The following is a 20,778-nucleotide window of genomic DNA, read 5'->3' as shown; positions in this document are numbered from 1 at the left end:
ATGACCTGACAGGCTGACAAAATGGCAAGCGGCATCAAGACCAAGAAGATCCTGCTGGTGTCCAGCGACCGGACCTTTGCGCAGGATACGCGCACCGCGTTCGCGGCCTCGGAGGTGATCCAGCTTTCGACCGTCGAGAAGAACATTACCGAACTGCGCGGCGAGGTCCAGGAAGCCGATTTCGGCGCGCTCATCGTCGACATGGATGCGGCAAAGCTGGAAGAGATCGAGTCGCTGCAGCGCATCATGCGCCGGCTTGAAGGCCGCGTTCCGGTGGTCGTCGTCACCCAGGAATTCAACGCAGCCGCAGTGCGTATCCTGGTGCAGCTCCAGGTCGCCGATTTCCTGGTCAAGCCGATCACCACCGCCGATCTGGTGCGGTCGGTCGTGCGCGCGCTGCAAGGGCCGGGGCGCGAGGAAAACACCGAGTCGCAGATCTATACCTTCATGCCGGCCGCCGGCGGCGTCGGCACCACGACGCTGGCGCTGCAGACCGCCTTCCAGCTGCATCATTCGGTGACGCGCGGCGCGTCGACCTGCGTGGTCGACCTCAATTTCCAGCAAGGCGCCTGCGCCGAATATCTCGACCTCGAGCCGCGCTTCGACATCACCGAAATCGAGAACCAGCCCGAGCGCCTCGACCGTCAGCTGCTGGATGTGATGCTGTCCAAGCATGCGAGCGGGCTCTGCGTGCTGGCGGCGCCAACGCATCCGTCGGAAATGCGCTCGTTCAAGACCGATGTCGTGGTGCGCATGCTCGATCTCGTCTCGGCCTATTTCGATAACGTCGTCATCGACATGCCGCGCACCTGGTTTCCGTGGACGGAGACGGTGCTGCTCGGCTCCAACAAGCTCTACATCGTCGCCGAAATGACGGTGCCATGCCTGCGCCACACGCAGCGGCTGATCCAGGCGGTCTACGAGACGGCCGGCAAGGAAGTGAAGCCGAACGTCATCGTCAATCGTTTCGAGCAGAAGATGTTCGACAACGGCATCAAGCAGGCGGATGTCCAGGAAATCCTGGGCGAGCATTTCGTCGGCGGCATCTCCAACAATTACCGGCTTGTGCGTGAAGCGGTCGACCGCGGCGTGCCGCTGCATGAGATCGACCCGAACGCCAATGTCGTCAACGATCTGAAGAGGATCATCCTGCCGGAAGAAGCCGTGGTGACGCCGGAGAAATCGCGCTCGCTGTTCGGCATCGGCAGGGGCCTCCTGAAGAGGAAAGCCGGATGACCAGCCGCTTCTCGACCCTGCAGAACCGTGACGTCCGCGCGCTGAAGCCGGCCGAGGCGGCGCCGGTCGCGCATCACGCCGTGGTCATCCCGACGAACCGCAAGGCCTTGCCGCCGAAGCCGGAGACAACACCGGGAAAAAGCGCCAACAAGGTGCTCGATGCCCGCGTGCGCATCCACCGGCTGCTGCTCGAGGAAATCAACCTGGTCGCGCTGGAGCGCCTGCCCAAGGATGAGATGCGCCGGCAGGTGCAGGAGTTCGTGTCGGAAAAGACCCGCCAGGAGCGTATGGCGATCAACACCGTCGAACTTGAAGCGCTGGTCGATGACATCGTCGATGAGATGGTCGGCCTCGGCCCGCTGGAACCGCTGCTCAAGGACCCCGACATCAACGACATCCTGATCAACGGCCACCAGAACTGCTTCGTCGAAAAACGGGGCAAGCTGCAGCAGGTCCATATCCCGTTCAAGGACGAGGCGCACCTGTTGCGCATCGTCAACAAGATCGTCGCCGCCGTCGGCCGCCGGGTCGACGAATCGCAGCCGATGGTCGATGCCCGCATGCTCGACGGCTCGCGCTTCAACGCCGCCATTCGCCCGGTCGCCGTCGACGGGCCGCTGGTGTCGATCCGCAAGTTTTCAAAGAACAAGCTCGGCCTGCACAAGCTGGTCGAGTTCGGCGCCATCACCCAGAACATGGCCGAGGTGCTGGCGGCTGCAGTCCACGCCCGCAAAACGACCATCATCTCGGGCGGTACCGGCACCGGCAAGACGACGATGCTCAACGCATTGTCAGCCTTTATTCCGGAAGACGAACGGTTGATCACCATCGAGGACGCGGCCGAACTGCAGCTGCAGCAGCCGCATGTCGCGCGCATGGAAACGCGCCCCGCCAACATCGAAGGTCATGGCGAGCTGAAGCAGCGCGACCTGGTCAAGAACGCGCTGCGCATGCGCCCTGACCGCGTCATCCTCGGCGAGTGCCGCGGCGAGGAGGCCTTCGACATGCTGCAGGCGATGAACACCGGCCATGAAGGCTCGATGGCGACCATCCACGCCAACACGCCGCGCGACGCCATTTCGCGCCTCGAGCAGATGCTGGGCATGACCGGCATGCCGATGACGGTGCAGTCGATCCGCAGCCAGATCGCCAGCGCGCTCGACCTTATCGTCCAGCTGACGCGACTGTCGGACGGCAAGCGCAAGGTGACCAGCGTCGCCGAGGTGACCGGCATGGAAGGCGACGTCATCCAGATGCAGGAGATATTCCGCTTCGTGCGCACCGGCATGGAAGCCGACGGCAAGATCCTCGGTCACTACGAGGCGACCGGCATTCGCCCGCGTTTCCTCGAGGACCTGCGCAATATGGGCATTGAATTCCCCGGCAAATATTTCGAACCCGGCCGGCCGCAGGAGTAGCCGGGTGTTCGAGAATTTCAGCCCGATCTATGTCGTGTATGCCGCGGCAGCGCTGACCGGCATCATGATCGCCGAAGGCTGCTATCTGCTCTATGCCGGCCGCAGCGACAAGCGCCTGGCTATCAACCGGCGCATGAAGCTGCAGGAAAACAAGATCAGCCAGGAACAGGTGCTGATCCAGCTGCGCAAGGAACGCGGCCTCGATTCCGGCACGTCATTCTTCTCGCCCGACCGTTTTCGCGCGCTGCGCACGCAGTCTGGCATGGTGATGCCCTTGCCGAAATTCCTGACGATGACGACGGGCGTGGCGCTGGCGATGATGCTCGTCGCGCTCTGGTACGGCCTGCCGCTGTTGCTCGCCATTTTGCTGTTTGTGGTGCTGACAGCGCTGCTGCCGGTAATTGTGCTGCGTTCCAAGCGTGCCCGGCGGGTGAAGCGTTTCGGCGTGCAGTTGCCGGAGGCGCTGGAATTGATCACGCGCGGCTTGAAGGCCGGGCATCCGGTTCCGGTGGCGATCTCCATGGTGTCGCGCGAGATGCCCGATCCGATCGGCACCGAATTCGGCGTTATCTCCGACGAGGTGACTTATGGTTCCGACCTGGTTTCGGCGTTGAATTCACTGTTTGATCGCGTCGGCCAGGAGGATCTGCCGCTGTTCGTCACCGCGGTTTCCATCCAGACGAGTTCGGGCGGCAATCTGCGCGAGATCCTCGACGGGCTGTCGACGACGATCCGCGAACGCGGCAAGCTGCGCCGCAAGGTGCGCGCCATTTCGACCGAGGGTCGTATGTCGGCCTATATCCTGACGGCGGTGCCGGCGCTGCTGTTCGCCGCCATCATGGTGATGATGCCGCAATTTTATCAAAGCGTCTGGGATGTGCCGAAGACCTGGTATCTGCTGGGCGGTTCGGTGACATGGCTGATGCTGGGCAACATCATCATGTTCAAGATGTCGAACTTCCGGTTCTGAGATGGAGCAGGTGATCCAGTTTCTTGCCTCGCTGGCGCCGACGTCGCTGATGCCGGTAGCCGCGATGCTGCTGGCATTGGGCGGCAGCGCGGTGGCATGGCCGCTGGTGGTGGCCAAAGGCGACCGCAACGATCTCAAGCGCCGGCTCAAGATCGACGACAGCAAGACTCCCCAACAGGCCGAGGTGGCGCCGAAGAAGAACCAGAGCGTCGTGCGCGAGAAGGCGGTGAAGCGGGCGCAGGAATTCTACGCCAAGAGCGATCCGGAAAATGTCGCCCGGCTGCGTATGAAGCTGATCCAGGCGGGCTATATGGAGCCGCGCGCGGTCGGCACATTCTTCCTGATCCGCTTCGCCTGCCTGGTGGGCGCAGCGATCGGCGCGTTCCTGGTCAACCATTGGATGGGCAGCGCCGATTCCACCGCGACCAGCCGCTGGACCTTCATCATCCTGTCGGGAGCCGCCGGCTATTTCGTGCCCGGCCTGGTGCTCAGCCAGAAGGTGCGGGAAAAGATGCGCGAATACCGCAACGGCTTTCCCGACTTCATGGATTTGATGATCGTCTGCTCCGATGCCGGCATGAGCATGGAGGCCGGCATCGAGCGCGTCTCGAAGGAACTGGCCAAGACCTATCCGTCGCTGAGCCAGAATCTGCAGCTGGTGTCGCTGGAACTCAGGGCCGGCCGCAGCCTCGACGATGCATTGAAGGCGCTCGCCGACCGCCTCAGCCTGGACGAGGTGCGCTCCTTCGCCACGCTCTTGCAGCAGTCGAAGGAACTCGGCACCAGCCTCGCCGGGGCGCTGCGCGTGTTCTCTGACGAAATGCGCCACAAGCGCATGTCGTTGGCCGAGGAGAAGGCACATGCCTTGCCGGCCAAGATGTCGGTGCCGGTGGTGGTGTGCATCCTGCCGGTGGTGCTGATGATCGCCGTCATCCCGATCATCGTCAAAATGACGGCGGTTCAGTAGATACCAAGGCAGTAGATACCAAGTGGCCGCCCGGCGGCTTTCTGCGGTTACTCACTTCAACTACGCTTCGCCTGGATGTCATATCCGGCCGGTTTGGCCGCTCTCCTTCGGCAAAATCCGAAAAAAGCAAAATGAGTGAGCCGTCCATGCGAATAGTCTTGTGCACCGCCTTCCTCGGCCTCGCCGCGGCCAGTCTGTCGCCGGCCTCGGCCGCGGCCGACGATTGCGGCGACGCTGCCGCTCTGGTGCAGCAGGCATATCCCAAGGCCCAAAAGAGTGCCGATGGCGCCTCCTTCACGCTCGAACCTCATACCAGCATCGCCCAGACGCTTTGGGATGGCGATGCGCCATTCGGCGTGGTCTGCAAGATCTGGCCCGCCCATGACGACCTGTTGTTGGTCGCCGTGCCGCTGATCGACAGCTCCCAATCCAGCGACGACGGGCATGTCGGCGATGTCGAGCTTCTGGTCGTCGACAGGAAGACCCGGCAGGTGCGCCAGCGCCTGCTCCAACCCGGGCTGATGACCGATGATGCCGTCGGCATCCGCGGGATCGACTTCGATACCGGGCGCTACAGATTGGCGCCCGATGTCGGCGCCTTCGGCCTGCGCATCGACATGGCAAACCATTCGCAGCCGAATCCTTTCAGTGAAACCGACCTGCGGCTCTATGCCCTTGACGGCGGTGCTCTGCGCCTGGTGCTCGACGGCATCATCGTGGCCGGCTTTGGCGGCGAAGGCGACACCAATTGCGCAGGATCCTTTCAATCCAGCCGGGTCAGCCTGGCGATGAGCCCGGCGAGACATCACGGCTATCACGACATCACAGTGTTCGAGCGGTTGGACACCGACAATCCGTCTGTCGACAAGAATGGCGAGTGCCAGTCCCATCCCGGCAGGTCCATGAAACGAACCTACCGGCTGCGCTACGACGGCAGGCGCTATCAGTTTCCGGCGGGGCTCAAGGCGCTGGAGCCGGAATAGGCTTCGGTTGGTTAATGGCTTCTGTGCCCGAAACCAAATTTTAGGCGCGTTTCCGCACTGAAGTTTAATCGCCCTGTTGTAGTCTGCTTCCTCAGAGAACGACCCGGTAAATCGGGCGATTGGGGCCAGGGGCATGCGTCACAGAAGTTTCACGGCAATGGCCGCGCTAGCGGCGGTCTTGATGGTCGGCGGCTGCACGACCGACAACGTCGACAAGACCAAGACCACATCGATCCAACCGGTGGCAAAAGACGTCAGCACCTCCGACCTTGCGCAAGGCAAGGCGCAGTTCCGCGAGGCCAATTACGGCCTTGCCGAACAGCATTTCCGCAAGGCCGTGGAACTGAAGGCCGACAGTGCCGAGGGATGGATGGGGCTTGCCGCCTCCTATGACGAACTCGGCCGCTTCGACTTCGCCGACCGCGCCTACGACCAGCTTTTGAAGGTTGCCGGGCGCAAGCCGCAGATTGTCAACAATATGGGCTATTCGCAGCTGCTGCGCGGCAACAAGAAGAAGGCGAGGGCGCTGCTCATGGAAGCAAGGGCCGGAATGGCCGACCCGAGCGTGATCAACGCCAATCTGGCGCTGCTCAACAAGGGCTGAGACTAGGGACACTCGCGTGCCGAGCTTCGCGGGACGGCAGTCGACGCTTTGTAAACCCTGTCGGCAGCTTGCTTTGAAAACCGGCCGAAAACGGTATCTCCGGCCGGTTGCATGCCTATGATGCGCCACAAATCGATGATCCCAAAGGTTGCCGCTCATCCATGCTGGATTTCAGTTCGCTATTGCTGGCGGCTGCGCTGTCGGGCACATGCCTGAGCGTCACCATGTTTGTGATCTGGTTCACGGCGCCGCGTGGACGCTTCGTGCTGACGGTGGCGTGCGGCATTCTCGTCCTTGTCGCCCACGTCATCGTCTTCTGGCGCTACACGAGGGAGCCCAGTCCGTTGCTTTGTCAGGCAGCGTTGGCGCTGCTCAGCCTCGGTTTCCTGGCGCTTTCACTTTCGGCCATGCAATATCTTGGTGTGCGCAATTACAGCCGCCCTGTCCTGCCGGCCATGCTCGCGATCGCTGTCTGCGCCGGCGTGACCTATCTCGGTTTCGATGGTGTCGGCTTCATCCTCACCTATACGACGGTAACAGTGCTGCTCGCCTCGATCGGGGTGATGTTCTGGATCAAGGGCGGTCAGGATCGCGGCATTCTGCTGGTCTTTTCGGCGCTAAGCGGCGTCTGCGGCGTATCCTTCGGGCTCTGCGGCGCCGTGCTTCTGGTCAAGGGCCAGTGGGTGCTCGGCGTCGCACCCGACAATTGGGCCGAGCGGTTGAATTCGGTCGTGGCGGTCGCCTGCATGACGGCTCTCGGCGCGCTGACGCTGTCGCTGCATCATCTGCAGGCACAGATCGAACTGAAGGCCGAGACCCTGACCGACCCGTTGACCGGTCTGATGAACCGGCGGGCTTTGAACTCGCTCTATCGCGAGCGCGTCTTCGGCCCGTTCATGTCGGTCGCCATGTTCGACCTCGACCACTTCAAGCGAACCAACGATGTCTATGGCCATCCCGTCGGCATCGGGTGCTCTGCCGTTTCGCCCCAGTCATCAAGAAGTATGACAGGGTTGGCGTCGACGCCTTCCGGCTGGGCGGCGAGGAGTTCGCGTTGGTCATGTCTCGGATGACCGAAGACAAGGCCTACGATTTCGCCAGCAGGACCGGCGTCGCCTTCGGCACGGAAGTGGTGCCGACGCCGCGCGGGCCGTTGCGCAGCAGCGTCAGCGGCGGCATTGGCTTTGGCAAGGAAGACGGCAGCAGCCTGGATGAAGTGCTGGCCGAGGCCGACCGGGCGCTCTACGCGGCCAAGAACGCCGGGCGAAATCGCGTGCTTGTCCTCAACGGCAAAGCCGACGGACCGGCCCTGCGCTCAGCCTGACAGGCCAGAGTGTTATTCGGCGGCGCCGAGATATTCCGACAGCGGCGGGCAGGAGCAGACGAGGTTGCGGTCGCCGGCGACATTGTCGATGCGCGAGACCGGCGGCCAGTATTTGGCCGCTGTATCGACATCGCCGGCGGGGTAGGCCGCTTCCAGCCGCGAATAGGGGTGGGTCCACTGGCCGGCAAGGGTTTCGGCCGCCGTGTGCGGGGCATTGACCAGCGGGTTGTCCTCGAGCGGCCATTCACCCTTCGCCACTTTCGCTGCCTCGCCGGCAATGGCGATCATCGCCTCGCAGAACCGGTCGAGTTCGCGCTTGGGCTCGGATTCGGTCGGCTCGACCATCAGCGTGCCGGCGACAGGGAACGACATGGTCGGCGCGTGAAAACCGTAATCGATCAGCCGCTTGGCGATATCGTCGACGCTGATGCCAGCGCTCTCCTTGAGCACGCGCGTGTCGAGGATGCATTCATGCGCGATGCGATCGTGCCTGCCTTTGTAGAGAAGCGGGAAGTGCGGCGCGAGCCGCGTCGCCACATAATTGGCCGAGATGATCGCCGTCTCCGTCGCCTGCTTCAGGCCGGCGGCGCCCATCATGCGGATGTACATCCAGGTGATCGGCAGGATGGAAGCGCTGCCGAACGGGGCAGCGGACACGGCATGCGCCGAATCTTCGGTGACATGACCCGGCAGATAGGGTTTCAGATGCGCCCTGACGCCGATCGGACCGACGCCCGGACCGCCGCCGCCATGCGGGATGCAGAAGGTCTTGTGCAGGTTCATGTGGCAGACATCGGCGCCGATATCGGCGGGCCGCGCCAAAGCAACCAGGGCGTTAAGGTTGGCGCCGTCGAAATAGACCTGGCCGCCATGCTCGTGAATGAGAGCGCACAGGTGGCGCGCGCCTTCTTCGTAGACGCCGTGCGTCGAGGGATAGGTGAACATCAGGGCTGCGAGATTCTTCGAATGCTCGTTGGCCTTGGCCCGCATATCGTCCATGTCGATATTGCCGTCCTCCAGGCAACGCACGACGACGACGCTCATGCCGGCCATCGCCGCACTCGCGGGATTGGTGCCATGCGCGGACTGGGGGATCAGGCAGATGGTGCGATGGCCTTCGCCACGCGAACGGTGAAAGGCGCGGATGGCGAGCAGGCCGGCATATTCGCCTTGGCTGCCGGCATTGGGCTGCAGGCTGACGGCGTCGAAGCCGGTGATCTCCGCCAGCCAGCCTTCCAGCTCGCCGACCATGGCGCGATAGCCGGCCGAATGGCTGGCCGGCGCGAAGGGATGGAGGTTGGCGACAACAGGCCAGCTGACCGGCATCATTTCGGCCGCCGCGTTGAGCTTCATGGTGCAGGAGCCCAACGGGATCATGGTGCGGTCGAGCGCCAAATCCTTGTCGGCTAGCCTGCGCAGCAGGCGCATCATGTCGGTCTCGGAGTGGTTTTCGCGGAAAACCGGCTGGGTCAGAAACTCCTTGCCGCGCGGCTTGCCGGGCATCGCGCCGGCCTCAGTAGCGCCGGACTTGGCGCCGAACAGGGCGGCGATAGCCTCGAGATCCGCCTCGGTCGAGGTTTCGTCGAAGGCGATGCCGATGCGGTCGGCATCGACGACGCGCAGCAGCCGGCCACCTTTTTCAGCGGCAGCGGCGATCGAAGCTGCCTTGCCCTTCACTTCGGCCGTCACCGTGTCGAAACGGCTTGAGCCGAGCACGGAAACACCAGCGGTTTTCAGGCCTGCTGCGAGGCCGTTGGCGAGCTCATGAATTCGGGCTGCGATCGCCTGCAAACCAGTGGGCCCGTGCCAGATCGCGTATGCGGTCGCCATGTTGGCAAGCAGCGCCTGCGCGGTGCAGATGTTGGAGGTCGCCTTGTCGCGGCGGATATGCTGTTCGCGCGTCTGCAGGGCGAGGCGATAGCCGGGACGGCCTTTGCTGTCTATCGACTGCCCGACGAGGCGGCCGGGCATCAGCCGGGTCAGCTTGTCGGAGACGGCGCAATAGGCGGCGTGCGGGCCGCCAAAGCCCATCGGCACGCCAAAGCGCTGCATCGCGCCGACGGCGATGTCGGCGCCAAGCCTGGCCGGCGCGTCGGTCAGCGTGAGACCAAGCGGATCGGCGATGAAGACGACCACGGCGCCGGTGGCGCGAGCCTTCTCGATCGCCGCCTTGTGGTCGCCATAGACGCCAAACGTGTCCGGCCAGGAGACCAGCAGGGCGGCGGTGTTGTCGTCGATGGTCTCGCCATCGATCTCGATGCCGAGCGGCTCGGCGCGGGTGCGCACGACGTCCAGCGTCTGCGGATGCGGCGTGCCGGCCAGCGCTACCTTGGTGCGCTTGTCGCGATGATGGCGCAGCGCGATGCCGACCGCTTCGGCCACCGCCGTCGCTTCGTCGAGCAGGGAAGCCGAAGCCACCGGCAGGCCGGTCAATTCGGTGACCAGGGTCTGGAAGTTGAACAGCATTTCCAGGCGGCCCTGGCTGATCTCGGCCTGGTAGGGCGTATAGGCGGTGTACCAGGCCGGGTTCTCGAACAGGTTGCGCTGGATGACCGGCGGCACGTGGACGCCGTGATAGCCGGCGCCGATGAAGCTCTTCAGCACCGTGTTTTTTGCCATGATCGCCGACAATTCGGCCAGCGCTTCGGCTTCGCTCGCCGGCGCGGGAAGGGTCAGCGGCAGATCGAGGCGGATCGACTGCGGCACAGCCTGGCTGATCAGCGTCTCGACAGAGGGAACGCCGATCACGGCAAGCATGGCTCTGACATCGTTTACATCAGGACCGATGTGGCGGGCCGAGAAGGGGGTAAGTGCTGCGCTCATGGCAATAGGTCCTGATATCAACCGATATGGGCTTTGTAGGCGGCCTCATCCATGAGGCCTGCGAGTTGGCCTTCGTCGGCGAGCATCATCTTCCACAGCCAGCCGTCGCCGGTCGCAGCGGAGTTGACCAGCGACGGGTCCGAGGACAGCGCGCCGTTGGCGTCGGTGATCTCGCCATCAACCGGCGCATAAACATCGGATGCCGCCTTGACGGATTCGACGACCACGGCGGTGTCGCCCTTACTGAGTTTGGTGCCGATTTGAGGCAGTTCGACGAAGACGAGATCGCCAAGCTGTTCCTGCGCATAGTCGGTTATCCCGACGGTGGCGATGCCTCCCTCGACGCTCAGCCATTCGTGATCTTGTGTGAAATAGGTTTTTGCCATCGGAATTATCCTTTGCGGTAGCGATGAGGAGTGAAGGGCAAGGAACTGATATCGACCGGGATTTTCGTCCCGCGAACGTCGGCGAACAGTTTCGTGCCCGGCTTGGCCAAGGCCGTTGACACATAGCCCATGGCGACGGGATGGCCGGCCGACGGGCCGAAGCCGCCTGATGTCACGTAGCCGGCCGGATCGCCGTCGGCATCGAACAAAGCAGCGCCGGCGCGCACCGGCTGGCGGCCGTCCGGCTTCAGGCCGACGCGCTTTTGCGACGGCCCGCGCTCCAGGATGGACCGCAGCGCATCGGCGCCGATGAAGGACCCGCCGGCGCGGAGATCTTTGGGGATCGCCCACATCAGGCCGGCACTCGCCGGATCGATCTCCGGCGTGATGTCCTGGCCGTGCAGGCACAGGCCGGCCTCCAACCGCAGCGAGTCGCGGGCAGCAAGGCCGATCCACAACACACGCTCGTCCTCGAGCAGTTTCGTGACCAGAGCGCGCGCATCCGCCTCCGGCAGGCCGATCTCGAAGCCGTCCTCGCCGGTGTAGCCGGAGCGGCTCATGAACCAGTTTTGCTTCGGCTCGATGCCATGCATGAACAAGAGTGAGCCGGTCTCGATGCCGGCGCGGGACAAGGCAGCCCAGGCTTCCGGCCCCTGGATCGCCAGGAAGACGCGGTCGAGCGCATCGACTTTGACGTCGAAGTCCGCGGCCAGCGCACGCAAATGCTTCTCGTCCTCGACCGCATTCCCGGCGTTGGCGACCACCATGAAGCGCTCGGCGCCGAGCCGGGTGACGATCAGATCGTCGATGATCCCGGCGGCCTCGTTGAGGAAGAAACTATATTTGGACTGTGAAATCTCAAGCGCGCCGGCATCGAGCGGACTGGCGCGGTTGAGCAGTGCCGCAGCGCCCGGTCCGCTGACAGCGAACAGCTTCATATGCGAAATGTCGAACAGGCCGGCATGTTCGCGGGTGTGAAGGTGCTCCTTCATCACGCCGGCCGGATAGGTCAGCGGCATCGACCAGCCCGCAAAGGCGCCAAAGCGTGCGCCGGCGGCGGTGTGCAGATCTTCGAGAGGAAGGTGTTTGGTGTCGTCGCCCGTCATGTCATCTCCAGAGTCGCACGCAATCGGCCGCTGCTGGCGACCAGTCCGTGCCCCTCTGTCTGAAGCCTGAGAGACTCGCGCAACCGGAACTCTGTCGGCGACGCTTACACCTTCGGCGCGGGGGCAAGCCCCGACTTTCCAGAGTGTCTTTCCCGTCTACGGTTCTTTTGCCTGAGAGATTTCGGGCGATTTCCCCTTCGGCGGCAGCTCGCGCTGCTCTCTCCCGCAAACAGGTAGGACTCAAAACTTAAGCCCTCGACGCGCCATCCATAGCTTGTCGGCGACACCTTGTCACCTGCCAGCGACACGTAAAGCGCGTCGTCTTTACAGTCTTCGTTAACCACGCCGTTTGCCGGTTTTTCAAGACAATGGCGATATTCTGGGCTGACGGTTTGGCCGGCAATTGCGTTGGGCACGGCGGATGGGGATTGACAGATGGGCGAACGGATCGGGAGCGCGCCGGTGGCGGGGCTGGCCTCGAAGGACCGCATCACGGCGGAAGATGTCTTGCTGCGTCGCGAAGTGTTCGCTGACGGCGTGGTGACGCGCGGCGAGGCTGAAGCACTGTTCGCGCTCGATGCGACAGCGACGGACAAATGCCCGCAATGGCCTGAATTCTTCGTCGAGGCCGTTACCGACTACATCGTCTACCAGGAAAAGCCGGCAGGCTATATCTCTGAAGACAATGCCGGTTGGCTGATCCAGACCATCTCGCGCGACGGAATGGTCGACAGTGTGACCGAACTGGAGCTGCTGGTGCATGTGCTGGAAAGGGCGAAATCATCGCCCGGCCGGCTCTCCGCCTATGCGCTCGAGCAGGTCGCCAACGCGGTGGTCGACGGCAAGGGACCACTGATGCTCGGCGGCGCGCTGGTTCCCGGGCTGGTCGCCAAGGCAGAGGTCGATCTGTTGCGCCGCATTCTCCATGCCTATGGCGGCGACGGTAACATCGCCATCACACGGGTTGAGGCCGAGGTGCTGTTCCAGATCAACGAGCAGACCGCAGCGGCCCACAACGACCCGTCCTGGAACGACCTGTTCGTCAAGGCGCTCGCCAATTTCGTCATGTGTTCGGCCGGCTACGAAGCGCCGACGCGCGATGTGGCGCTGCGTCGTGACAGTTTCTTGGACCAGGCCGAGCCCGAAATTGGTGGCTTCTTCAGCCGCATGGTGTCGGGCGGACTGGCCGGCATCATGGAAGCCTATCGTTCGCCCGGCGATATCGAGGCCGAATGGGAGTCGAAGAACCGTGCCGCCGAGGCACTCGCGCGCCGTGCCGAGACGATCGACGCCAGCGAGGCGAAATGGCTGGCCGATCGCATCGGCACAGACCGCCCGCTGCACGAGAACGAACGCGCCCTGCTGGCGCTCATCATACACGCGTCGCCGGAGATACATCCGGCGCTCAAGCCGCTGCTCGACAAGGTTGCTTAACCCGCGCCGTTTTCTGCGACCGTTTTGCAGAGGACGATATTGGAGTGTCTTCAGGCCAATCGCCAAGTTCGGCCACGCGCTCGAAACCGGCTTCCTCAGGCAAGCTCGGTTCGGTCGGAGTCAGATCGTGCTCGGTCAGAATGCGAGGCCTATCAAATCCCGCCATACCAGTCATAGCCATTGTCTTCCCAATAGCCGCCGTGGCCGCCGCCGATATTGCCAAAACTGTCGACGAGCTCGATCTTGTAGAGATACTTCGGCATCTTGTAGCCGAGCTGTCGTTCGACGCGCACGCGCAGCGGCGCGCCGTTTTCGACCGGCAGCGGCTTGCCGTTGAGGCCGTAGGCGAGGATCGTCTGCGGGTGGCGGGCATCGATCAGGTCGATGGTGCCATAATATTTGATTTCCCCGGAGAGGCTACGATCGATCGTGTCGAGGCAGTGGAACATGACATAGCGGGCCTGCGGCTTGACCACAGCCTGGTCGAGCACCAGCGACAGCGGGGTGCCGGTCCATTTGGCGATGCAGCTCCAGCCTTCGACACAGTCGTGGCGGGTGATCTGCGTGCGGCTCGGCATGTTCTCCAACTGCTCGCGGCTGAGCGACAGCGGCTTTTCGACCAGGCCCGTTACCTCCAGCCGCCAGTCGGCGAAATTGTTGGCGAGCAGGCCCTTGTAGGTGTCATCGTCGGGCGCGGTGACGCCGTTCGGCCGCTGCGGCTGGCGGATGTCGGCCTCGGTGAATTCCGGCGCCAGAGCATCGCGGCCGGCAAGCCAGCGTTGCGCGCGGTAGGTCAGGCCATTGGCGTTTTCGAGGAAACTGCGCAGGCCGTCGCCCATGCCGAGCTGGCTGTCGAAGGCATCGCAGCCCGACAACATGATGCCGGAAACGCCGAGGCCGGCGCCCGTCAGGAACTTTCGGCGGCTGATCTGGAATTTGGCCATCTCACGCACTCCTCTCGGTGTCGCCATGCCTTGGCGGATCGGTGCGGTACCAGCCGGTGATGATCGAGCGCAGTTCGTTGATCGGGCCGGCGGCGAGGATCATCATCATATGGACGATGAAAAAGCCGACCAGCAGCACCATCACCGTGAAATGGATGGTGCGCGCCGTCTGCCTTCCGCCGAGCAGTTCGTTGAGCCAGGGCAGCACCGAGTTCATGCTCGGCGACATGGCAAGGCCGGTGATGATCATGAGTGGCAACAGCACGAACAGTACGCCGCCATAGGCCATTTTCTGCAGCGTGTTGTATTCGCGTGTGTGGTGGAACCTGAGCTTGGCGTGCTCGATGATGTCCTGCGGCAGCCGCTTGAGATCGTCAAGGCGCGGCGCCAGATCGCGGCGCAGATGGCCGTTGACCAGGCTGGCGACCAGCCAGACGACCAAGGTGGTTGTCAGTATCCAGGCGAAGAAGAAATGCACAACGCGGGCGGTGCCGAGATCGTAATAGGACGGGATTGTCGCCCAGGACGGGAAGGCACGCGACGTTTGCTGCCGGGCCGGGCCCGACCAGCCGAGCACGCCTGTGGTGTCGAAGCGATGGCCGAAGATTTCGGTATAGCCGCGCGGGCCGGTGGCGGTGTTTTCGGCGCCGATGGCAAAGACGGTGTTGTTGTACTCGAAGCCGGATTGCTTGCCGATGTAGAGCTGCGGCCGGGCATTGAAGATCTGCAGGCCGGACAAAAGCAAGAAGAACAGCGAGATCGCCCACAGCCAGTGCGTCAGGCGGGTCCAGCGCGATTGCCGGTAGATCAGCGTCGCATCCTTCGTTGAGGCGGCATCGACGCCTGCGCCGGGCTGACTCATGGTAATGGTTTCCATCTTTTCCTCGCCTCCGGCTGCGCGATCCTGGGATGGCCGCGCTCGTCCTTGTCCTCCCAATACGTCGCTATCGAAAGCGATGTTTCATGCGGTCACGTTTTTATTACGGGCACGGGTTTATCGCGGGCACGGATACTCAATTGCCGAGGCTCACCGCGAGATTGACGACGGCGGCGACGATGACGGCGTTGAAGAAGAACGACAGGATCGAATGGACAAGCACCACGCGGCGCATATGCGAGGTCGTGATCGCGGTGTCGGCGGTCTGCGCGGTCATGCCGATCACCGTCGCGAAATAGAGAAAGTCCCAACCGTCCGGCCGTTTGCTGCCGGGAAAATCGAGGCCGCCGACCGGTATCTTCTTCTTGGTTTCGGCATCGATCGCGTCGCCGTCCATCCAGTAGACATGCGCATAGTGGAGGGCGGCCATGGCATGGATGGTGAACCAGCCAAGCGGGATCGACAGCATGGCGAAGCCGAGTTCGATGGGGTCGCGATCCTTGTGATTGATCAAAAGGAACAGCAGGACAATGGCCATGGCGACGATGCCGAGCGTGATGGCAAAGATGCCCAGCACTGGGAGGTCCAGTTCGCGCGCGTTCTTGCTGAGATAGCGGCCGGACAGCAGCGGCATCTTGGCGATGACGAGCGCGATGAAGACGACGAAGAAGGAATCGGCGGCAATCGAGATCGAATAAGCAAGCCGCGTGGAGACGGGGAGCGATCCAATCAAAGGCAATACCGCGGCAAATACGACCAGACCGACGGCTAGCGACACAAAGAACTGCTTGTGCCGCTGCAAGGGGTTATTCGGCGATGTGTCGGCCATAGCCCGACCTCGGATGATGCTTCACGTCTGGTCGGGTGTGACGGATTTCAGAGCCCGCCGCAAGATACGGTCGAGCTCACCCAGGAAACGCGAGCGATCCTGTGGCGCAAAGCTGGCATTGTAGCCCTTGCTCTCGCCGGTTTCGCGCAGATGCTGCTTCAAATCGCGCATTGCAACCGCCATGCCGATGGTCTCCGGCGTGAACGGCCGGCCGGTTGGCCCAAGCACATGCGCGCCGAGCGCCACGGTGCGAGCGGCAAGCGGGATGTCGGCGGTGATCACGATGTCGTTGGGTTTTGCGTTCTCGACGATCCAATCGTCAGCGGCATCGGCGCTTTTAGAGACGACGACGTTGCGAATCATCGGATCGCGCGACGGACGCAGCCCGCCATTGGAGACGTAGGTGACGACCACGCCATGGCGCTCGGCGACCTTCTCGACCTCGGCTTTCACCGGGCAGGCATCGGCGTCGACGTAGATGGCGGGTGCCGGCATTATCTCTCCAAAACGGACATGGGGCCGGCATGTTACCCGGCCCCATGCCAGAAATCTCGTACTGTCAGGCCGGCCGCGCGCCCGACTTCTTCGCCGTCCAGGTGGCAATGTAATCCATCAGGCCGGGGTTGAGACAGTCATAGGGCTCGAGGCCCATCGACTTCAACTGGCCGCGGATGCCGTCCATGCGCTTGGGGTCGACACCGGATTCGATGATCGACGAAACGAAAGCGGTGAAGCCCGGCGGTGACCAGCCGTCTTCCTGGAAGCGCTCGGGATGGATGAAGGACAGACCCTTGAACGGATGGTCGCGCTCGACCGGTCCGTGCATGTGGACGCCGCAACCGGTGCAGGCATGGCGCTGGATCAGCGCCGAGGGGTCGACCACCTTCAGCTTGTCGGCATTCTCGGTCACGGTGACATCGCCGGTGCCGGCGACCGCCACGACCGAGAACACCGCGCCGTCTGGCTTCCAGCATTTGGTGCAGCCACAGGCATGGTTGTGGGCGATCTGGCCCTTGACCTTCACCTTCACCGGCTTGCTGGTGCAGGCACAGACCAGCGTGCCGCCGGCAAAGCTTGCGCTTTCCTTCGGCAGGCCATTGTCGATTTTCGGATGCAGTTTCTCAGGCATTATCTTCCTCCCTTGTTGAACCTGTGCAACTTCAGTCGCTGGCCCTTCGGTCGGCGGCTTGTTCTTCCTCCGTTTGGTGTGCGATCGGACGCAAAACCGGGCGCCACTTTTGCTGATCGCACTTAGTAAACGACGACGCTCCTGATCGACTTGCCCTCATGCATAAGGTCGAAGCCCTTGTTGATGTCTTCCAGCTTCAGCAAATGGGTGATCATCGGGTCGATCTGGATCTTGCCGTCCATGTACCAGTCGACGATTTTTGGCACGTCAGTGCGGCCGCGTGCGCCGCCAAAGGCGGTGCCCATCCAGGTGCGGCCGGTGACCAGCTGGAACGGCCGGGTCGAAATCTCCTGGCCGGCGCCGGCCACGCCGATGACGACCGACTTGCCCCAGCCGCGATGCGAGGCTTCCAGCGCCTGGCGCATCACCTTGGTGTTGCCGGTGCAGTCGAATGTGTAGTCGGCGCCGCCGATCTGGTCGGCGCCGCGCTTGGTCAAGTTGACGAGGTGAGGAACGATGTCGCCGTCGATCTCCTTCGGATTGACGAAATGCGTCATGCCGAAGCGCTCGCCCCATGCCTTCTTGTCGTTGTTGAGGTCGACACCGATGATCATGTCGGCGCCGGCGAGCTTCAGGCCCTGGATGACGTTGAGGCCGATGCCACCGAGACCAAAGACGACAGCAGTCGCGCCTTGCTCGACCTTCGCGGTGTTGATGACCGCGCCGATGCCGGTGGTGACGCCGCAACCAATGTAGCAGATTTTGTCGAAGGGCGCGTCCGGGTTGACCTTGGCGACGGCGATCTCGGGCAAAACGGTGAAATTGGAGAAGGTCGAGCAGCCCATATAGTGGAAGATCTTGTCCTTGCCGATCGAGAAGCGCGAGGAGCCATCGGGCATCAAGCCTTGGCCCTGCGTGGCGCGGATGGCGGTGCACAAATTGGTCTTGCGCGACAGGCAGGATGGGCACTGCCGGCATTCCGGCGTGTAGAGCGGGATGACGTGGTCGCCCTTCTTGACCGAGGTGACGCCCTTGCCGACATCGACGACAACGCCAGCGCCTTCATGGCCGAGGATTGCCGGAAACAGGCCTTCGGGATCAGCGCCCGACAGGGTGAACTCGTCGGTGTGGCAGATGCCGGTCGCCTTGATCTCGACCAGCACCTCGCCTTCGCGCGGTCCGTCGAGGTCGACCTCCATGATTTCCAACGGCTTTCCGGCGGCGACAGCGACAGCGGCGCGGGTTTTCATTAGGCAATTACTCCCAAGGCGATTGGTCTTCAGGCTTTCAGGGTTTTTATACTGTTTCAACCCGATTTGGCGACCAAATATGGCGCAAATCTTGGCCCAGTCGTCGGCGAGCCCAACCTTCGCCCCTCGGCACGGCCCTGGCGGGCAGGGAGTGTCTTGATGGGTGCGCTGCCGGCGGTGCTTGAGCCCGGCTGCCGAAGCCCATAAGAAGGACGAAAGACCGAGGAAACGCCTTCGATGTTCACGAAAATCCTGATCGCCAATCGCGGCGAGATTGCTTGCCGCGTCATCAAGACGGCGCGCAGGATGGGGATTGCCACCGTAGCGGTCTATTCCGACGCCGATCGCGACGCCGTGCACGTCGAAATGGCCGACGAAGCCGTGCATATCGGGCCATCGCCTGCCGCGCAAAGCTATCTTCTGCCTGAAAAGATCATCGCTGCCTGCAAGGAGACGGGCGCGCAGGCCGTGCATCCCGGCTACGGTTTTCTGTCGGAGCGGGCCGCCTTCTGCGACGCGCTTGAGGCTGAGGGCATTGTCTTCATCGGTCCGAAACCCAAGGCTATCAAGGCGATGGGCGACAAGATCGAATCGAAGAAGTTCGCCAAGGCCGCTGAGGTGTCGACGGTTCCCGGCTGGCTTGGTGTCATCGAAAATGCCGACCATGCCGAAAAGATCGCCGGCGAGATCGGTTATCCCGTGATGATCAAGGCCTCGGCCGGCGGCGGCGGTAAAGGCATGCGCATTGCCTGGAGCCAGTCGGAAGTGCGCGACGGCTTCGACCGGGCGCGCTCGGAGGCGAAAAGCTCGTTCGGCGACGACCGCGTCTTCATCGAAAAGTTCGTCGTCGATCCGCGTCATATCGAAATCCAGGTGCTGGCCGACGCGCATGGCACCGCCCTCTATCTCGGCGAGCGCGAATGCTCGATCCAGCGTCGGAACCAGAAGGTGGCGGAAGAGGCGCCGTCGCCATTCCTCGATGCCAGGACGCGCAAGGCGATGGGCGAGCAGGCCGTGGCGCTGGCCAAGGCGGTCGACTACCAGAGCGCCGGCACCGTCGAGTTCATCGTCGATGCTGAAAAGAACTTCTATTTCCTTGAAATGAATACACGATTGCAGGTCGAGCATCCGGTGACGGAGCTTGTTACCGGCATCGACCTGGTTGAGCAGATGATCCGCGTCGCCGCCGGCGAAAAGCTCGGCATCAAGCAGAGCGACGTCACGCTGAACGGCTGGGCGGTGGAAAGCCGGCTCTATGCCGAGGATCCCTATCGCAATTTCCTGCCCTCGATCGGCCGGTTGACGCGCTACCGGCCGCCGGAGGAGGGCACGTTCGGCGATGTCGTCATCCGCAACGACACCGGCGTCACCGAAGGCTCCGAGATTCCGATGTTCTATGATCCGATGGTGGCAAAACTCTGCACCTGGGCGCCCACGCGTATCGAGGCCATCGATGCCATGTCGGAAGCGCTGGACAGTTTCGTCGTCGACGGCATCGAGCACAACATCCCGTTCCTGGCGGCGCTGATGCAGCATCCGCGCTGGCGCGAGGGGCGGATATCGACGGGCTTCATCGCCGAGGAATATCCTGACGGCTTCGCGCCGATCGTGCCCAATGGCGATGAAAAGGCAGTGCTGGCGGCGATCGCCACCGCGGTCGAGCTTCTGCGCCGCGATCGGCTTGACCGGCTGGGCGGGCGGCTGGCGCCGCATTCGGGCGCACTCAAGCGCGATTGGGTGGTGAAGCTCGGCGACGACTATCTCCAGGCTTCGATCATCGAGGGCATGATCTCCATTCCGATGGAAATCGATCTGTCGGTCGATGGCGGCAAAGCGCTGACCGTGGCGTCCGACTGGCGGCCGGGCGACCTCATCTGGCGCGGCACTGTCGGTGCCCGCAAGGTCACGGCGCAGATCAGGCCGCTGCCGAACGGCCTGCGCATCGCCTGGAAGGGCATGTCGGTGACGGCGCGCGCCATGCTGCCGCGAACGGCGGAGCTGGAAAGGCTGATGCCGGAGAAGGTGGCGCCGGACACGTCCAAGATGCTGCTTTGCCCGATGCCGGGCCTGGTCGTGTCGATCGCGGTTGCCGAGGGGCAGGAGGTCAAGGCCGGCGAGACGCTGGCCGTGGTCGAGGCGATGAAGATGGAAAACGTGCTGCGCGCCGACCGCGATCTTGTCGTGTCGAAGCTCAACGCCAAGCCGGGTGACAGCCTGGCTGTCGATGCGGTGATCATGGAGTTCGCCTAGAGATTGTTTGGAAATTCTACTCCGGCGGCCATCTGAAGGTGGTTTCTGCGCTTCCCGTGCTCACGGACCAATGGCCGCTGCGCTCCGGTTCTCGGAACCACCATCATATGACTCGAATTTCGAAACAATCTCTGAGCCGTGCGGCTGGGTACGGAAGCCTGTGGTCGGTGGTCATTTGTGCTGGACTGGCATCGCCCGGTCCGGGACAATACATCTCCATCGACTCAAAGCCCTTCGAGCAATTTGAA

General features: G+C 63.0%; 19 protein-coding genes and 1 riboswitch. Of the genes, 10 read left to right on the top strand and 9 right to left on the bottom strand.

All coding sequences use genetic code 11. The annotated features are described in order from the left end of the window. The first annotated feature begins 21 nt into the window (after positions 1 to 21). The 8 genes from AC3EMP_RS23345 to AC3EMP_RS23310 all read left to right on the top strand — a co-directional run bounded on the left by AC3EMP_RS23345 (position 22) and on the right by AC3EMP_RS23310 (position 7,502). Positions 22 to 1,236 (top strand): CpaE/TadZ family protein, encoded by a 1,215-nt coding sequence (locus AC3EMP_RS23345; protein WP_023667601.1) that lies wholly within the window; start codon positions 22 to 24, stop codon positions 1,234 to 1,236. After that, positions 1,233 to 2,654, top strand: coding sequence for a TadA family conjugal transfer-associated ATPase (locus tag AC3EMP_RS23340; RefSeq protein ID WP_023667600.1), 1,422 nt, complete (start codon positions 1,233 to 1,235; stop codon positions 2,652 to 2,654). The genes AC3EMP_RS23345 and AC3EMP_RS23340 overlap by 4 nt, the downstream gene beginning before the upstream one ends. Positions 2,655 to 2,658: 4 nt before the next feature. Beyond that, complete coding sequence (locus AC3EMP_RS23335) at positions 2,659 to 3,624, top strand: type II secretion system F family protein (protein WP_023688292.1); 966 nt, start codon at positions 2,659 to 2,661, stop codon at positions 3,622 to 3,624. Between the two features lies 1 nt (position 3,625). Next, positions 3,626 to 4,591 carry a type II secretion system F family protein gene (locus AC3EMP_RS23330; RefSeq protein WP_023725707.1) on the top strand — a complete coding sequence of 322 codons (966 nt, stop codon included), beginning with the start codon at positions 3,626 to 3,628 and terminating at the stop codon, positions 4,589 to 4,591. Further along, positions 4,522 to 5,574 carry a PA3715 family protein gene (locus tag AC3EMP_RS23325; protein WP_352497758.1) on the top strand — a complete coding sequence of 351 codons (1,053 nt, stop codon included), beginning with the start codon at positions 4,522 to 4,524 and terminating at the stop codon, positions 5,572 to 5,574. The genes AC3EMP_RS23330 and AC3EMP_RS23325 overlap by 70 nt, the downstream gene beginning before the upstream one ends. A gap of 133 nt (positions 5,575 to 5,707) precedes the next feature. Further along, positions 5,708 to 6,178 (top strand): hypothetical protein, encoded by a 471-nt coding sequence (locus tag AC3EMP_RS23320; RefSeq protein WP_023667596.1) that lies wholly within the window; start codon positions 5,708 to 5,710, stop codon positions 6,176 to 6,178. 161 nt (positions 6,179 to 6,339) lie between these two features. Continuing rightward, on the top strand, positions 6,340 to 7,251 hold the full coding sequence (locus AC3EMP_RS23315) for a GGDEF domain-containing protein (RefSeq protein ID WP_352711442.1): 912 nt from the start codon (positions 6,340 to 6,342) through the stop codon (positions 7,249 to 7,251). Continuing rightward, positions 7,149 to 7,502, top strand: a complete 354-nt coding sequence (locus AC3EMP_RS23310) for a GGDEF domain-containing protein (protein WP_280791131.1) — start codon at positions 7,149 to 7,151, stop codon at positions 7,500 to 7,502. Before AC3EMP_RS23315 ends, AC3EMP_RS23310 begins: the two co-directional genes overlap by 103 nt. A gap of 12 nt (positions 7,503 to 7,514) precedes the next feature. Here AC3EMP_RS23310 and gcvP read toward each other — a convergent pair whose 3' ends face one another. The 3 genes from gcvP to gcvT are packed head-to-tail and all read right to left on the bottom strand — an operon-like array spanning position 7,515 to position 11,817. Then, entirely contained in the window at positions 7,515 to 10,325 is a 2,811-nt protein-coding gene (gene gcvP, locus AC3EMP_RS23305; protein WP_023830641.1) for an aminomethyl-transferring glycine dehydrogenase, read from the bottom strand. A gap of 17 nt (positions 10,326 to 10,342) precedes the next feature. Next, complete coding sequence (gene gcvH, locus AC3EMP_RS23300) at positions 10,343 to 10,711, bottom strand: glycine cleavage system protein GcvH (RefSeq protein WP_023725711.1); 369 nt, start codon at positions 10,709 to 10,711, stop codon at positions 10,343 to 10,345. A 5-nt stretch (positions 10,712 to 10,716) separates the two neighbouring features. Then, positions 10,717 to 11,817, bottom strand: coding sequence for a glycine cleavage system aminomethyltransferase GcvT (gcvT, locus tag AC3EMP_RS23295; RefSeq protein WP_023691145.1), 1,101 nt, complete (start codon positions 11,815 to 11,817; stop codon positions 10,717 to 10,719). Between the two features lie 149 nt (positions 11,818 to 11,966). Next, a riboswitch (glycine riboswitch) is annotated at positions 11,967 to 12,053 on the bottom strand. Between the two features lie 199 nt (positions 12,054 to 12,252). Here gcvT and AC3EMP_RS23290 point away from each other — a divergent pair. Further along, on the top strand, positions 12,253 to 13,251 hold the full coding sequence (locus tag AC3EMP_RS23290) for a hypothetical protein (protein WP_023725713.1): 999 nt from the start codon (positions 12,253 to 12,255) through the stop codon (positions 13,249 to 13,251). 152 nt (positions 13,252 to 13,403) lie between these two features. Here the strand turns inward: AC3EMP_RS23290 and AC3EMP_RS23285 are convergent, their stop codons facing one another. The 6 genes from AC3EMP_RS23285 to AC3EMP_RS23260 all read right to left on the bottom strand — a co-directional run bounded on the left by AC3EMP_RS23285 (position 13,404) and on the right by AC3EMP_RS23260 (position 18,280). Further along, positions 13,404 to 14,195: a molybdopterin-binding protein gene (locus AC3EMP_RS23285; protein WP_352596563.1), complete on the bottom strand. Its 792-nt coding sequence runs from the start codon at positions 14,193 to 14,195 to the stop codon at positions 13,404 to 13,406. A gap of 1 nt (position 14,196) precedes the next feature. Then, positions 14,197 to 15,072, bottom strand: a complete 876-nt coding sequence (locus tag AC3EMP_RS23280; protein WP_023691148.1) for a cytochrome b/b6 domain-containing protein — start codon at positions 15,070 to 15,072, stop codon at positions 14,197 to 14,199. 136 nt (positions 15,073 to 15,208) lie between these two features. Further along, a complete protein-coding gene (locus tag AC3EMP_RS23275) occupies positions 15,209 to 15,901 on the bottom strand; it encodes a DUF1345 domain-containing protein (RefSeq protein ID WP_023688301.1) in 693 nt (230 codons plus the stop codon). Positions 15,902 to 15,922: 21 nt separating this feature from the next. Further along, positions 15,923 to 16,396: a YaiI/YqxD family protein gene (locus AC3EMP_RS23270; protein WP_023695438.1), complete on the bottom strand. Its 474-nt coding sequence runs from the start codon at positions 16,394 to 16,396 to the stop codon at positions 15,923 to 15,925. Positions 16,397 to 16,460: 64 nt separating this feature from the next. Beyond that, a complete protein-coding gene (gene gfa, locus AC3EMP_RS23265; protein WP_023688303.1) occupies positions 16,461 to 17,030 on the bottom strand; it encodes an S-(hydroxymethyl)glutathione synthase in 570 nt (189 codons plus the stop codon). 122 nt (positions 17,031 to 17,152) lie between these two features. Next, positions 17,153 to 18,280, bottom strand: coding sequence for an S-(hydroxymethyl)glutathione dehydrogenase/class III alcohol dehydrogenase (locus tag AC3EMP_RS23260; protein ID WP_023681583.1), 1,128 nt, complete (start codon positions 18,278 to 18,280; stop codon positions 17,153 to 17,155). A gap of 237 nt (positions 18,281 to 18,517) precedes the next feature. On the opposite strand from AC3EMP_RS23260, the gene AC3EMP_RS23255 reads away from it, so the two are divergent. After that, positions 18,518 to 20,530, top strand: coding sequence for an acetyl-CoA carboxylase biotin carboxylase subunit (locus AC3EMP_RS23255; protein ID WP_023815379.1), 2,013 nt, complete (start codon positions 18,518 to 18,520; stop codon positions 20,528 to 20,530). The last annotated feature ends 248 nt before the right edge of the window (positions 20,531 to 20,778 follow it).

The sequence above is a fragment of the Mesorhizobium sp. P160219 genome, from assembly GCF_057786095.1.
The sequence above is the reverse complement of the archived record's forward strand: the minus strand, read 5'-3'. Positions and strand labels throughout refer to the sequence as shown.

Excerpts from the sequence above, each read along its gene's own strand:
- gcvP (WP_023830641.1), bottom strand. The coding sequence starts at position 10,325 with ATGAGCGCAGCACTTACCCCCTTCTCGGCCCGCCACATCGGTCCTGAT.
- AC3EMP_RS23345 (WP_023667601.1), top strand. The coding sequence starts at position 22 with ATGGCAAGCGGCATCAAGACCAAGAAGATCCTGCTGGTGTCCAGCGAC.
- AC3EMP_RS23270 (WP_023695438.1), bottom strand. The coding sequence starts at position 16,396 with ATGCCGGCACCCGCCATCTACGTCGACGCCGATGCCTGCCCGGTGAAA.
- AC3EMP_RS23275 (WP_023688301.1), bottom strand. The coding sequence starts at position 15,901 with ATGGCCGACACATCGCCGAATAACCCCTTGCAGCGGCACAAGCAGTTC.
- gcvT (WP_023691145.1), bottom strand. The coding sequence starts at position 11,817 with ATGACGGGCGACGACACCAAACACCTTCCTCTCGAAGATCTGCACACC.
- AC3EMP_RS23290 (WP_023725713.1), top strand. The coding sequence starts at position 12,253 with ATGGGCGAACGGATCGGGAGCGCGCCGGTGGCGGGGCTGGCCTCGAAG.
- AC3EMP_RS23280 (WP_023691148.1), bottom strand. The coding sequence starts at position 15,072 with ATGGAAACCATTACCATGAGTCAGCCCGGCGCAGGCGTCGATGCCGCC.
- AC3EMP_RS23330 (WP_023725707.1), top strand. The coding sequence starts at position 3,626 with ATGGAGCAGGTGATCCAGTTTCTTGCCTCGCTGGCGCCGACGTCGCTG.
- AC3EMP_RS23315 (WP_352711442.1), top strand. The coding sequence starts at position 6,340 with ATGCTGGATTTCAGTTCGCTATTGCTGGCGGCTGCGCTGTCGGGCACA.
- AC3EMP_RS23260 (WP_023681583.1), bottom strand. The coding sequence starts at position 18,280 with ATGAAAACCCGCGCCGCTGTCGCTGTCGCCGCCGGAAAGCCGTTGGAA.
- AC3EMP_RS23255 (WP_023815379.1), top strand. The coding sequence starts at position 18,518 with ATGTTCACGAAAATCCTGATCGCCAATCGCGGCGAGATTGCTTGCCGC.
- gcvH (WP_023725711.1), bottom strand. The coding sequence starts at position 10,711 with ATGGCAAAAACCTATTTCACACAAGATCACGAATGGCTGAGCGTCGAG.
- AC3EMP_RS23285 (WP_352596563.1), bottom strand. The coding sequence starts at position 14,195 with ATGGCCAAATTCCAGATCAGCCGCCGAAAGTTCCTGACGGGCGCCGGC.
- AC3EMP_RS23320 (WP_023667596.1), top strand. The coding sequence starts at position 5,708 with ATGCGTCACAGAAGTTTCACGGCAATGGCCGCGCTAGCGGCGGTCTTG.
- gfa (WP_023688303.1), bottom strand. The coding sequence starts at position 17,030 with ATGCCTGAGAAACTGCATCCGAAAATCGACAATGGCCTGCCGAAGGAA.
- AC3EMP_RS23340 (WP_023667600.1), top strand. The coding sequence starts at position 1,233 with ATGACCAGCCGCTTCTCGACCCTGCAGAACCGTGACGTCCGCGCGCTG.